The sequence below is a fragment of the Streptomyces sp. NPDC002499 genome (genome assembly GCF_053595415.1).
The window spans coordinates 1-12,519 of the sequence record NZ_JBSFXO010000004.1 but is presented as its reverse complement, the minus strand read 5'-3'; the positions used below and the strand labels follow the sequence as shown (position 1 = coordinate 12,519).

At 71.6% G+C, this 12,519-nt stretch carries 12 protein-coding genes; 4 read left to right on the top strand and 8 right to left on the bottom strand.

What is annotated here, in order from left to right; all coding sequences use genetic code 11:
- Window positions 1-159: 159 nt before the first annotated feature.
- Together lipA and lipB are read right to left on the bottom strand one after the other, a co-directional pair.
- Window positions 160-1,125 carry a lipoyl synthase gene (gene lipA / locus ACWD5F_RS11065; RefSeq protein ID WP_451253223.1) on the bottom strand — a complete coding sequence of 322 codons (966 nt, stop codon included), beginning with the start codon at window positions 1,123-1,125 and terminating at the stop codon, window positions 160-162.
- A gap of 104 nt (window positions 1,126-1,229) precedes the next feature.
- Complete coding sequence (gene lipB, locus ACWD5F_RS11060; protein ID WP_451253221.1) at window positions 1,230-2,027, bottom strand: lipoyl(octanoyl) transferase LipB; 798 nt, start codon at window positions 2,025-2,027, stop codon at window positions 1,230-1,232.
- A gap of 253 nt (window positions 2,028-2,280) precedes the next feature.
- On the opposite strand from lipB, the gene ACWD5F_RS11055 reads away from it, so the two are divergent.
- Window positions 2,281-3,717, top strand: a complete 1,437-nt coding sequence (locus ACWD5F_RS11055; RefSeq protein WP_401729037.1) for a regulator — start codon at window positions 2,281-2,283, stop codon at window positions 3,715-3,717.
- Window positions 3,718-3,842: 125 nt separating this feature from the next.
- Here ACWD5F_RS11055 and ACWD5F_RS11050 read toward each other — a convergent pair whose 3' ends face one another.
- Both ACWD5F_RS11050 and ACWD5F_RS11045 read right to left on the bottom strand, forming a co-directional pair.
- Entirely contained in the window at window positions 3,843-5,186 is a 1,344-nt protein-coding gene (locus tag ACWD5F_RS11050) for an NAD(P)/FAD-dependent oxidoreductase (RefSeq protein ID WP_451253219.1), read from the bottom strand.
- A 183-nt stretch (window positions 5,187-5,369) separates the two neighbouring features.
- Entirely contained in the window at window positions 5,370-6,266 is an 897-nt protein-coding gene (locus tag ACWD5F_RS11045; protein ID WP_451253217.1) for a TIGR01777 family oxidoreductase, read from the bottom strand.
- Window positions 6,267-6,337: 71 nt separating this feature from the next.
- Here ACWD5F_RS11045 and ACWD5F_RS11040 point away from each other — a divergent pair, with 71 nt between their 5' ends.
- Complete coding sequence (locus ACWD5F_RS11040; protein WP_401729043.1) at window positions 6,338-6,826, top strand: GNAT family N-acetyltransferase; 489 nt, start codon at window positions 6,338-6,340, stop codon at window positions 6,824-6,826.
- A 13-nt stretch (window positions 6,827-6,839) separates the two neighbouring features.
- On the opposite strand, the gene ACWD5F_RS11035 is transcribed toward ACWD5F_RS11040, so the two are convergent.
- Complete coding sequence (locus tag ACWD5F_RS11035; protein ID WP_451253214.1) at window positions 6,840-8,024, bottom strand: MarP family serine protease; 1,185 nt, start codon at window positions 8,022-8,024, stop codon at window positions 6,840-6,842.
- A gap of 190 nt (window positions 8,025-8,214) precedes the next feature.
- Between ACWD5F_RS11035 and ACWD5F_RS11030 the strand changes: the two genes are divergently transcribed.
- The gene (locus ACWD5F_RS11030; RefSeq protein ID WP_451253212.1) at window positions 8,215-9,015 is read left to right on the top strand and encodes a peptidoglycan recognition protein family protein; all 801 of its coding nucleotides are present in this window, start codon (window positions 8,215-8,217) and stop codon (window positions 9,013-9,015) included.
- 147 nt (window positions 9,016-9,162) lie between these two features.
- Here the strand turns inward: ACWD5F_RS11030 and ACWD5F_RS11025 are convergent, their stop codons facing one another.
- Window positions 9,163-10,293 carry a lipid II:glycine glycyltransferase FemX gene (locus ACWD5F_RS11025; RefSeq protein ID WP_451253210.1) on the bottom strand — a complete coding sequence of 377 codons (1,131 nt, stop codon included), beginning with the start codon at window positions 10,291-10,293 and terminating at the stop codon, window positions 9,163-9,165.
- Between the two features lie 272 nt (window positions 10,294-10,565).
- On the opposite strand from ACWD5F_RS11025, the gene ACWD5F_RS11020 reads away from it, so the two are divergent.
- On the top strand, window positions 10,566-10,796 hold the full coding sequence (locus tag ACWD5F_RS11020) for a hypothetical protein (RefSeq protein ID WP_451253208.1): 231 nt from the start codon (window positions 10,566-10,568) through the stop codon (window positions 10,794-10,796).
- Between the two features lie 21 nt (window positions 10,797-10,817).
- Here the strand turns inward: ACWD5F_RS11020 and ACWD5F_RS11015 are convergent, their stop codons facing one another.
- Complete coding sequence (locus tag ACWD5F_RS11015; protein ID WP_451254097.1) at window positions 10,818-11,336, bottom strand: DUF4240 domain-containing protein; 519 nt, start codon at window positions 11,334-11,336, stop codon at window positions 10,818-10,820.
- Window positions 11,337-11,392: 56 nt separating this feature from the next.
- Window positions 11,393-12,367 carry a helix-turn-helix transcriptional regulator gene (locus tag ACWD5F_RS11010; protein ID WP_451253206.1) on the bottom strand — a complete coding sequence of 325 codons (975 nt, stop codon included), beginning with the start codon at window positions 12,365-12,367 and terminating at the stop codon, window positions 11,393-11,395.
- Between the last annotated feature and the right edge of the window lie 152 nt (window positions 12,368-12,519).

Below are 12,519 nucleotides of genomic sequence, written 5' to 3'. Positions count from 1 at the left end.
TGGTGTTACCAGGGCGTGACCGACCGGTCAAACACCAATGAAGCCTTGATGCGCGGACCCCGAACGCTGACGCGGCCCTGACGAGTCCCTCAACTGCGAGGACGGGTCAGGGCCGCGGTCAGCCGGTAGTTACTGGGCGGTAGTCGCTTGTGCCTGAATTCACACGGCCTGCGAGGCGATGTACGCGCCCCGCTTCTCGACGGCCATCTGGTAGAGGCGGCCCGCGCGGTACGAGGAACGCACCAGCGGACCCGACATCACACCGGAGAAACCGATCTGCTCGGCCTCCTCCTTCAGCTCCACGAACTCGTGCGGCTTGACCCAGCGCTCGACCGGGTGGTGGCGCACGGACGGGCGCAGGTACTGCGTGATGGTGACCAGCTCGCAGCCGGCGTCGTGCAGCTGCCGGAGCGCGTCGCTGACCTCCTCGCGGGTCTCGCCCATGCCGAGGATCAGGTTCGACTTGGTGACCAGGCCGTAGTCGCGGGCGGCCGTGATGACCTTCAGCGAACGCTCGTAACGGAAGCCCGGGCGGATCCGCTTGAAGATCCGCGGGACCGTCTCGACGTTGTGCGCGAAGACCTCGGGGCGCGAGGAGAAGACCTCGGCCAGCTGCTCCGGAACGGCGTTGAAGTCGGGGGCCAGCAGCTCGACCTTGGTGCGGCCCGCCTCGCGCTCGGCGGTCTGCTGGTGGATCTGACGGACCGTCTCCGCGTACAGCCAGGCGCCGCCGTCCTCCAGGTCGTCGCGGGCGACGCCGGTGATGGTGGCGTAGTTCAGGTCCATGGTGACCACGGACTCGCCCACGCGGCGCGGCTCGTCACGGTCCAGGGCCTCGGGCTTGCCGGTGTCGATCTGGCAGAAGTCGCAGCGCCGGGTGCACTGGTCGCCACCGATGAGGAAGGTCGCCTCGCGGTCCTCCCAGCACTCGTAGATGTTCGGGCAGCCGGCTTCCTGACAGACCGTGTGCAGACCCTCGCTCTTCACGAGGTTCTGCATCTTCGTGTACTCGGGGCCCATTTTCGCCCGGGTCTTGATCCACTCGGGCTTGCGCTCGATGGGGGTCTGGGCGTTCCGGACCTCCAGGCGCAGCATCTTGCGTCCGTCTGGGGTGACTGCGGACACATCGGCTCCCTGTAGCTTCGATTCTTCGGCGTACACCAGGGTACGCCCGTGCTTTCCGCCCCCGCGTTGAGGCCAACCTCAGGCCGAAGGGGCGCATTCCCGGGTCAGGCGGACGCCTTCTCGATCTCCCGCGGCTTCAGCTCCGCGTTCTCCAGTACGTCCTTGAGATGCCGCTCCACCACGGGCAGCACCTCGGCGATCGTGACGTCCCGGCCCAGCTCGGCCGCCAGTGAGGCGACCCCCGCGTCCCGGATGCCGCAGGGGATGATGCGGTCGAACCACTTGTTGTCCGGATTCACGTTCAGCGCGAAGCCGTGCATCGTGACGCCCTTGGCCACGCGGATGCCGATCGCCGCGATCTTGCGGTCCTCGCGCCGCTGGCCGGCGTTGGAGGGCGCGTACTCGGGACCGTTGAGGCGCGGGTCGAACTCGTCGTCCGTCAGCCGCGGGTCGAAGTCCAGCGAGAGCCCGCCGAGCGCCGGCCGCTGCTCGACCGGGTCGCCGAGCACCCACACCCCGCTGCGCCCCTCGACCCGGGTGGTCGGCAGGCCGAACTCCGCGCAGGTGCGGATCAGCGCCTCCTCCAGGCGTCGTACATGCGCGACGACGTCCACCGGGCGCGGGAGCCGCTGGATCGGGTAGCCCACCAGCTGGCCCGGGCCGTGCCAGGTGATTTTGCCGCCGCGGTCCACGTCGATCACGGGGGTGCCGTCCAAGGGGCGCTCGCTGTCCGCCGTGCGCCGGCCCGCCGTATACACCGGGGGGTGTTCGAGGAGCAGCACGGTGTCGGGGATCTCGTCGGCGAAGCGCGCCGCGTGCACCCGGCGTTGCTCGTCCCAGGCCTCCTGGTACTCGACGGCCTCGGTACCGAACCCCATGCGGACGAACCGCAGCTCACTCACGGCAAGCGCCTCCCTGGAAGTCGTAAGGCACGAAACGTGCCTACGCCACTGTACGACCGACCGTCTCGCGTCAGCCCTGCGGCCAATCCTCACACGATCGGATGAACGAACGTCGAAATGTGCGATCGCCTGCTCACTCTCCGCTACATTCGCGCCGTTCACAAAGGCCATAAGGGCTGCTCACAGGCAATCCGGGCACAGCAGGGCCGGTAGCGGCCCCTGGAGGCCCGAAAGGCAGGAGACCGCACCGCAGATGACGGAACGACCCGCGCAGCGCACTCCCAACCGACAGCTCGCCGCGCTCATCGCAGAAGCGGGGTTCTCCAACGCGGGGCTCGCCCGTCGCGTGGACCAACTCGGTCTCGAACACGGGCTTGATCTGAGATACGACAAGACATCGGTCACCCGGTGGCTGCGCGGCCAGCAGCCCCGGGGCACCACCCCCGCCCTCATCGCCGAGGTCTTCACCCGCCGCCTGGGCCGCCGGCTCTCCGCCCAGGACCTCGGCCTCGACGCGTGCGCGCCGGTGTACGCCGGGCTTGAGTTCGCCGCGAGCCCCGAGGAGGCCGTCGACATCGTGGGCGGGCTGTGGCGCAAGGACTCCGGCAGCCACGCCGAGCTCCGCAAGATCGCGTTCACCCCGGCCGGGCTCGTCGTGCCCAGCCGGGACTGGCTGATCGGCCGGGCCGACGACAAGGTGGCCCGCGGCGAGCAGCCCGCCCGGGTCCCCTCCCAGGGCCGCCAGGTCGTCCCCCGCCAGCGCGTCCAGGGCGAGCGCGGCCCCGGCCAGAAGGTCACCCCCGGCGACATCGCGGCCCTCCGCTCGGTCGGCGAGCTCTTCCGCACCCTCGACAACATGTACGGCGGCGGCCACGCCCGCCAGGCCCTCGTGCGGTACCTGGAGCACGAGTGCGAGCCGATGCTGCGCGGCACCTACGGCGAGCAGACCGGCCGGCGCCTGTTCGCCGCCGCGGCCGACCTGACCCGGTTGGCCGGGTGGACCTCGTACGACATCGCGGCGCACGGTCTGGCCCAGCGGTACTTCGTGCAGTCCCTGCGACTTTCTCAGGCTGCGGGGGATCGGGCGTACGGGTCGTACGTGCTGGTCACCATGAGCCGGCAGGCCGTCTATCTCGGGCACGGGCGGGAGGCCGTGCAGCTCGCGCGCGTGGCGCAGCAGGGGGTGGGCACCAACGCGCCGCCCGTGGTGCAGGCGTTGCTGCATGCCGTCGAGGCGCGGGGGCACGGGGTGTTGGGCGAGGTACGGAGCTGTACCGCCTCTCTGGTGCGGGCCGAGCGGGCGCTCGAAGCGGCTCGGGCGGGGGACGAAGTGCCGTACTGGGCGCGGTTCTTCGACGAGGCGCAGCTTGCGGATGAGTTCGGGCATGCGCATCGGGATCTTCAGCAGTTTCGGGCGGCCGCGCAGCACGCGGAGAGGTCTTTGCAGTTGAGGGCGCCTGCGTTTGCTCGTAGTCGGCTGTTCTGTCGGGTGGTGCTTGCTTCTGCGCGGCTTGGGCTGGGGGAGCTTGATCAGGCCTGTCAGTTGGGGGCCGAGGCGGCGGGCGCTGCTGCGGAGATGCGGTCTGTGAGAGCGATTGAGTATGTGCGGGACTTTGAGCGGAGGTTGGAGCCGTACAAGGATGCGGCGCCTGTGCGGGGGTATCGCGACAAGGTCGCGGCATTGAGCTAGGGGGATTCGCCGTAACTTCGGCCGTTGCGTGGTCTGCGCGCCGCCGTGGGGGCTGGTCGCGCCCACGCGGCGGAGCCGCAAATCGACACAGCCCCGCGCCCCTAAGGACAAAAGACAAAAGCCTCTTACGCCGCCCGCGTTGTTGGCATGGGGTCCGCCCTGTGCATCGACCCTGCCGCTCCCAAGTCCCTCAGAATTGCCGCCGTTGCCCTGTGGGCCGAATGCAGGGCTCCCTGGACCGTGCTGGTGTCCCGGTGGTCGCCGCAGACGTAGAGGCCGGCCAGGAGGCGGACCGGGCGGTGGAGGTCGTGGGGTGGGCGCATGGTGGGGACCGCCTCGGGGGTGTGGTGGACGGCGAGGGTTTCCCAGCGGGCGGTGGAGGTGCCGTAGAGGCGGGCGAGGTGGATGCGGACCGCGGTGTCGACGGACTGGGGCGGTTCGCCCAGGACCGTGGACGAGACGAGTACGCGGCCCTCGGGGGCGCGGGACGGGTCGACCGCGCTGACCACCGCCGTGTGGGCCACCGGGCCGCCACGGTCGGCGTCCAGGAGCAGGGCCGCGCCCGTCCGCGGGGGCTCGTCCGTCGCGTGGTGGACCACCGTCACCGGGTGGAAGTCCGGTACGCGCAGGCCGGGCAGGAGGTCGGCGGCGGCTCGGGCGTCGGTGGCGAGGAGGACCGCCCGGCAGCGGATCTCGCCGTGTTCGGCGGTCGTCACCGTGTTCGTGGCGATCGAGGTGACCCGGACGCCGGTGTGCACGGTGCCCGGCGGGAGCGTGCGCGCGAGCAGTTCGGGCAGTGCTTCGGCGCCGCCCTCCGGCAGGCACAGGCGGCCGGCCGCGAAGGAGCGCAGGGCGAGGTCCGCGCAGCGGCTGGACGTCGTCAGCTCCGGGTCGCAGAGCAGGGCCGCCAGCAGCGGGCGCAGGAAGCCGTCGACGGTACGGGCGGCCACGCCTCGTGCCGCGAGGGCCTGGGCGGCGGGCGACTCCGGGCGGGACAGGAGCCGTTGGACGGGGGTGCCGGCCAGTCGTGCGAGGGACGCGGCCAGTCGGGCCTGGTCGATGGCGGTGCCCAGGGGGGAGCCCGACCGGGGCGTGCTCTTGGCGGGGGCGCTCGCCAGGGCGCGTACGGCGTGGAGTGCGCCCCTTGCGCCCCCCGCGCTCATCTGGGCGCCCGCGTGGTGCCGGCGTCCGTCGCTGTGCAGCAGGACGCCCGGCGCGAAGGGACGCAGCACGAGCGCGTCCAGGCCCGGGGTCCGGCGCAGTTCGGGGTAGGCCGTGGAGAGCAGCTGGCCGATGCGGTCGAGCCGGAACCCGTCGACCTTCTCGGTGGACATCCGACCGCCTACGTAAGGAGCGGCCTCCAGGACGGCGGTCGTTACTCCAGCCCTGCTCAGCCGATGTGCCGCCGACAGACCGGCGACCCCGGCTCCCACGATGACGACGTCCGCCTGGTACACGGGATCAAGCACGTGCCCCTCCTCGCGGTTGCGCGGCCGGTGGAGACGTCATGCCCCCAACAAGCCCCAGAAATACCCGAGTTCGGGTCGAGGGTAGGGCTGAGATCGGTCAAGGGAAGTCGCGCAGAGACAGGGCACGGTCGCACGGCGGTCGCATGACGGCCGCCTGGCGGTCGCATACGGTCGTGCGGGGATTCAGAGGGCCGCCCGGATCGCTCCCTCGATGTCCGGGAACGCGAAGGTGAACCCCGACTCCAGCAGTCGCTTGGGCACCACCCGCGCACTGCCCAGGATGTCCCCGGACATCTCGCCGAGCGCGGCCTTCAGCACCGGCGCCGGCACCGCGAACAGCGTCGGCCGGCGCATCACCCGCCCCATCGCGGCGGTGATCTCACGGTTCGTCACCGGATTCGGGGCGGTCAGGTTGAACGGCCCCTCAAGACCGTCGGTCTCGATCAGATGCCGGATCGCGGCCACCTCGTCGTGCAGCGCGATGTACGACCAGTACTGCCGCCCGTCGCCCAGCCGCCCGCCGAGCCCCGCCTTGAACAGCGGGAACAGCTTCCCCCAGGCGCCGCCGTGCTTGCCCACCACCAGTCCCGTGCGCACGAACGCGGTCCGTACGCCCGCCTCCCGCGCGGCGGCCGTCGCGCCCTCCCACTCCACGCACAGCTCCGGCAGGAAACCGGTCCCGGGCGGCGCGCTCTCGTCGACGACCCGGTCACCGGTCTCGCCGTAGTAGCCGAGCGCGCTGCCGTTCACGAACACCCGCGGCTTCACGTCCATCGAGGCGACCGCCTCGGCCAGCGCCGAGGTGCCGAGCAACCTGCTGTCGCGGATCTTCTTCTTGTACGCGTCCGTCCAGCGCCGGTCGCCCACACCCGCGCCCGCCAGGTTGACCACGGCGTCGACCCGGCCGAGCGCCGCGGTGTCCACGTACCGCCCGTCCGGGTCCCAGCAGACCTCGTCCGCGCCGCGGGCCGCCCGGCGCACCAGACGCACCACCTCGTGCCCGTCGGCCCGCAGGGACGTGACCAGGGCGCTGCCGATGAGACCGGACGCGCCGGCCACCAAGATTCTTGAACTTTCCATGATTCCCATTCTGCCCGGTGCGTACATAAGGTCCCGGTCTGGAACCGGTGCCCCACCGTAGGGTGGCCGTCATGCCCGTTCCGCACATACGCCGCGCCACCCTCGACGACGAGGAGGCACTGGGCCGCCTCGACCGAGCCACCTGGTCCCCTCTGCACTCCGTCCAGCCGCGCCCCCAACCGCCCTACGAGCCCTTCTACAACGAGCGGTTCGGCCCGCGCGACCATCTGGTCGCCGAACTCGACGGCACGGTCGTCGGCTACATACGGCTCGGATACCCGACCCCGCTGGTCTGCAACGCCCATGTCCGTCAGATCCAGGGTCTCGCCGTCGCCGAGGAGGCGCGCGGCGCGGGCGTCGGACGGGCGCTGCTGCGGGCCGTACGCGACGAGGCCCGCCGCCAGGGCGCACGCCGGCTGACCCTGCGGGTGCTCGGGCACAACACGCCCGCCCGCCGGCTCTACGAGGCCGAGGGCTTCGTCGTGGAGGGGATCCTGCCCGGGGAGTTCCTGCTGGCGGGGGAGTACGTCGACGACGTACTCATGGGCTGCTCGCTCTGAGGGACCGGCCGCGCTACGACGTGACCAGGTCGCCCGTGTCCACCGGTGCCGTCGCGTTCGCGGCGCGCCGGGCGTCCGAGGCCACCTCGTCCGCCGTCAGGACGTAGCCCGTCTCGTTGTCGGAGGTGGAGCGGGCGAAGACGACGCCGAAGACCTGGCCGTCGGTGGTGAGCAGCGGGCCGCCGGAGTTGCCGGGGCGGACGGTGGAGCGGATCGAGTAGATCTCGCGGGTCACCGTGCCGTCGTTGTAGATGTTCTGGCCGGTCGCGTGCACCCGGTTCGCGACCGTCGCCGCCTGAAGGTTCAGATCGCCGTCCTGCGGATAGCCGGCGACGACCGCCGAGTCCCCGCGCGCGGCACTGTCGTCGAAGCGCAGCACCGGGGCGCTCAGCTCCGGCACATAGAGCACCGCCACGTCCTTCTGCGGATCGAAGAGCACCACCCGGGCGTCGTACGACCGCCCCACCCCGCCGATCCGCACGGTCGGGTCGTCGATGCCGGCCACCACGTGCGCGTTGGTCATCACGTGCTCGTCCGAGAACACGAAGCCGCTGCCCTCGCGGCCCTGGTTGCCGGAGACGCCCTCGATCTTCACCGTGCTGCGCTTGGCCGCGTTCGTCGCGCTCGCCGTGACGCTGTCGCCGGTGGGCTTGGCGACCTCGGCCGTCGACTCGTTCTCGAACGGGTTGAAGACCTGCGGGAAACCCGCCTCGGTGAGCGCGGAGGTGGCCCGGGAGAACCAGCCCGGGGTGGTGTCCGGCATGGCGTCCTGCACCGTGCCCAGCACCCGGGAGTCCCGGATCGCCGTCGTCAGCAGGGACGAGGAGGACGCGCCCAGGACGCTCGCGGCCACCCAGGCCACGATCAGCACCGCCACCGAGTTGGCCACCGCCCCGCCGACCCCGTCCGCGATCCGGAGCGGCCCCTGGTCCAGTTCCTTGCGCAGCAGCAGCGCGAGCCGCCCCGCCAGCTCGTGCCCCACCACGGCCGGGACCAGCACGGTCAGCACCGCCGTCACCGTCGCCGCCGTGGTCCCCGGGTCCGCGAGATCCATCATCCAGGGCAGCACCCAGACGCCGATGACCGCGCCGCCCACGAACCCGGCGAACGAGACACAGCCGGCCACGAGGCCACGCCGGTAGCCGGAGGCCGCGTAGGCCACCACGACCAGCAACAGCACGATGTCGAGCAGGTCCACGGAGCCGCCTTTCTGTCGGACCCCCTATTACGGGCGGGACGGTCCCGATGATCAGCCACGCGCACGCGTACCGGCCGCGAAGCCCTCACGCGTGCGTGCACTCCGGAAAACGCCCCGGACCAGGACGATGGTTCCACCGGGTGGCACAGCACACATCGCGGGCGGAGCGGATCCGGCCGAGAGTGGGGTCATGCGTGTCCGAAGATCGCCGGGAACCCGGCGGGCGGTCGCGGCCCGGATGCCCCGTGCCGTGCGGCTCGCGCTCGCCTGTGTGCCGGGACTGGCCGCCGTCGTGGGCCTCGTGCTGTGCGCCGACGGCATCGGCCACGGGCGTTCGGTGCCCCCGCACCCGGTCGCGGCCCGGCCCGTCACCCTGCACGCCGCGGTCCGGCCGCACATCGTGCCGCGCTCGGCCTGGCTGGACGCGCTCTCGCGGCACGCGCAGCCGCCGCCGCGCTACGACGACAAGGTCGTCGCCGTCTTCGTCCACCACACCGACTCGCCCAACGGCTACGACTGCGCGGACGCGCCCCGCATCATCCGCTACCTCTACGCGGGCCAGACGGGCGTTCGCGACTGGGACGACATCGGCTACAACTTCCTCGTCGACCGGTGCGGCACGGTGTACGAGGGCCGCGCGGGAGGTGTCGACCGGCCCGTCACCGGTGCGCACACCCAGGGCTTCAACCACCGTACGGCGGGGATCGCGGCGATCGGGACGTTCACGGCGGGGGTGGAGGTGCCGGCGGCGATGACGCGGGCGATCGCGGCGGTGGCCGCGTGGAAGTTGGGGCTGGCGGATGTCGACCCGCGGGCCATGGCCCGGCTGGTCTCCAGCAACAGTCTCAGCCGGTATGCCTCCGGCACGGCTGCGAGGCTTCCTTCCCTTGCGGGGCACAAGGACGGGTACATGACGAGTTGCCCTGGGGCCGCTCTGTATCTCGAACTTCCGTTCATCCGGGAGGAAGCGGCTCGTCTTCAAGGGCGTTGATCGCCCCCGCCGCCCCTACCCGTCCCATCTCGGGGGCTGCGCCCCCGGACCCCCGCTCGGTTGTGTGTCGGGTGCGGGCTCGTGGGGGCTGGTCGCGCCCACGCGGCGGAGCCGCAAATCGATACTGCCCCGCGCCCCTGGGGGGTCTTACTTGCGGGCGAGATAGACGCTCAGCGCCCTTTGCAGGGCCTTTCCCTGGGTGCCCACCGGGCGTTCCCATTCACCCAGGTACTCCACTGCCTGGCCGCCCGTGCCGGTCTTGAAGAGGAGGCGGCCGAAGAGGCGGTCCTCCTGGACGAGGGCGGGGGTGATGGATCGCAGGTCGTATGTCTCCGCGCCGGAGTCCAGGGCCTGGCAGAGCATGCGCCACAACAGGACGCTGCTGGGGCGCAGTTCACGGCCCTGGCGGCCGGACGCGGGGTAGGAGTGCCAGACGTGGTGGCCGACGCTGATCATGAGCGCGGCCGACAGGACCTCGTCGTCGTGGACGGCGAGATAGATCCGCAGGCGGTCGGCCTCCTCGGCGTTCAGCGCCTGCCACATGCGCCGGAAGTAGTCCAGCGGGCGGGTCTTGAAGCCGTCGCGTTCGGCCGTCGCGCGGTACAGGCGGTGGAAGGAGGGCAGATCGTCGGCCGAGCCCCAGAAGACCCCGACCCCGCCCCCCTCAGCGGTCCGCAGGGCCTGTAGCCAGTGCGGGGCGAGACCCTCGCGCAGATCCTCCACCGACCGTCCCGCCAACGGGATCCGACAGCCGTACCGAGGCTGCCCGAGCCCGAACCCGCTCCCGTCGTTCTCCTTGCACCGCCGCCACCCCAGCCGCCCGAGCCGCTCGGCGATGTCCAGCGCGTACCCGTCGATCCCGTCCGTCGGCAGATCCCGCAGATGCCGTACGGCGGGGTCGGCGATGCCCGCCGCCACGGTGGCCGCGTCCCAGTGCCGGACGACGAGCGGCGGGCCGATCCGGACCGAGAACGCGCCCTGCTTCTCCAGGTGTTCGATCAGCGGGTCCAGGTACCGTTCCGGGCGCTGGCTGTGCCAGTCGATCGCGGGCCCGTCGGGAAGGTAGGCGAGACAGCGCCCGGTCCCGGGGAACGCCCGGTACAGCACGAGCGCGACGGCGACCATCTCGTCGTCCTCGAACCAACCGACGCTCTCCGCCGTCCAGTCGGGCTTCACATCGGCCCACTCGGGGATCTGGAGATGGCTCGCGTCCGGGTGCAGCCAGAGATGGTCGAGGTGCTCCCGGCGGGTTATCCCCTTCACGTACGGGCTGGTCATGGGCACGACGCTCCTGTTCGGCGGCGGCCACCGTAAGCCGGGGCGCACCGGACGGGTCAAGACGTCACGACTGTGAACTCCGCCCCCACCCGCTCCCCGTATCCCAGTCGGGTCCGGTGTACCGGACGGGCAGTTCAGGCGAACGAGCGGCGACGGCCGCCCGAACGCCACCACCCGCGCGGCGCTCACAGGTTTCTCGCAGGCGGCTCACCGGGTCCCCCGAGGCGGCCTCCCTATCGTCATGCACACGCACTGACCGGAGGGTGGGGAAAATGACCAGCAGCCACGTCAACACCACGGAGAAGTCGGCCGGTTGGACCAGGTCGGCGCGCGGCCCCTGGGCCGTGGTCTGCGCCGTCGCCACGGTGATCCTCGGCCCGGCCGCCGTCACCGCGTCCGCGCTGGACCAGGCCAACGCGGCGCCGATGCACCACGCGGTACGGGTGGACCAGAACCAGGCCTACATCCCGACGGACACGAGTCGCCGCAGGCAGGCGGCCTGAGTCTCGGAGGGCGCGGTGGGGCTAGCCCCTGAAGCGCTCCCACAGCTTGGGGTACCGCTCGGCCAGGACGCCCTCGTTCTCCAGGTCCAGGGGCGTGCCCGTCGGCTCCGCGGGGGCGGGCGGGATACCGAGGTCGGCGGCGACGGCGCCGGTGAGCTGTTCGTACGCCTCGTCCGCCGCGAACCCGAGCTCCTCCCCGTCGCCGTCGATCTCCTCGTCGAAGTCGTCGATGAGATCGGCCAGCGAGTCGGGGTCGTGCACGGCACCCTCGTAGACCTCCCGCCCCTGGCCGATCAGCCAGCAGCGGAAGAAGTCGAAGGCGTCGTCGCTCGCGCCGTCCAGCAGGACCCAGGCCGCGCCCCACAGGTCCCAGGTGTAGGCGCGGTTGTAGCGGGCCTCGAAGTGACGGGCGAAGTCGAGGACCAGCTCGGGGTCCAGCTGGAGGAGCCGGTCCACGAGCAGGTCGGCCTGCTCCTCGGGGTCGCCCTCCGCGGCCTGGCGGGAGGCGTCCACCAGCTCCCAGAACTCCGTCTCGTCCATCACGGGTCAAGCATCGGGCCTGTACGGGTGGGGCGCACGTGGAGTGAGGCGGATTGTTATGTCCCGTACAGGCGCGCGAGCCGAGTCGCGTCCTCCGTGAAACGCGCCCGCAGACTCGCGGGCGCCAGCACCTCGGCCTCCGGCCCCAGCGCGAGCAGCTGGGAGTGGGCGACCTTCTCGGACTCCACCGGGAGCGTCACGGTCAGCGTGCCGTCCTCGTCCGGGGGACCCGCGGCGGCCAGCGCGTCCCGGGCGGAGACGGGATCGACGGCGTACGGAAGCGCGCGCACCCCGTCCGGGGACAACCGCACCACCACTTCCGTCCGCAGGATGGACCGCGCGAACTGTTCGGCCCGTTCCGCCCAGAAGGCCGGCAGATCGAACTCCTCGTCCCGTACGAAGCGCTCCGCGCCGGCGTCCATCTCCGTGAACCGGTCGATCCGGTACACCCGGAAGGTGTCCGCGTCGGGGATGCGGGCGCAGAGATACCAGACCCCGGCCTTCAGTACGAGCCCGTAAGGCTCCAGCACGCGCTCCACCTCGCTCTCCCGGCTCCGGTAGCGCGCGGTCACCCGGCGGTCGTCCCACACCGCGTCGGCGACGGTCGGGAGGAGTTCGGGGGCCTTGGGTTCGGCGAACCAGTTGGGGGCGTCCAGGTGGAAGCGCTGGGACGCCGACCGGGAGGCGTCGGAGAGGGAGGGGAGGAGGGCGGCGGACACCTTCAGCCGGGCGGCGGATGCGGCGTCTTCCAGGCCCATCTCGCGCAGGGCCCCTGGCACACCGCTCAGGAAGAGGGCCTCGGCTTCGCTGCGGGCGAGCCCGGTGAGGCGGGTCCGGTACCCCCCGATGAGCCGATATCCGCCGGCCCGGCCCCGGTCGGCGTACACGGGGACCCCTGCCTCGGAGAGTGCCTGCGCGTCCCTTGTGACGGTCCGCTCGGAGACCTCCAGCTCGCTGGCCAGCTCGGCGGCGGTCATGGAGGCGCGGGACTGGAGCAGCAGCACCATTTTGATGAGACGGGCAGCGCGCATGCCTCAATGATGAGGGATCTCGCCCCCGCCGCCCCTACCCGTCCCATCCTGGGGGCTGCCGCCCCCAGACCTTCGCCCTTGGGGGTGCTCAGGACGACGACCACCTGACGGACGGCCAGGACCGCGGCCACCAGCCACAACCCCAGACGTGC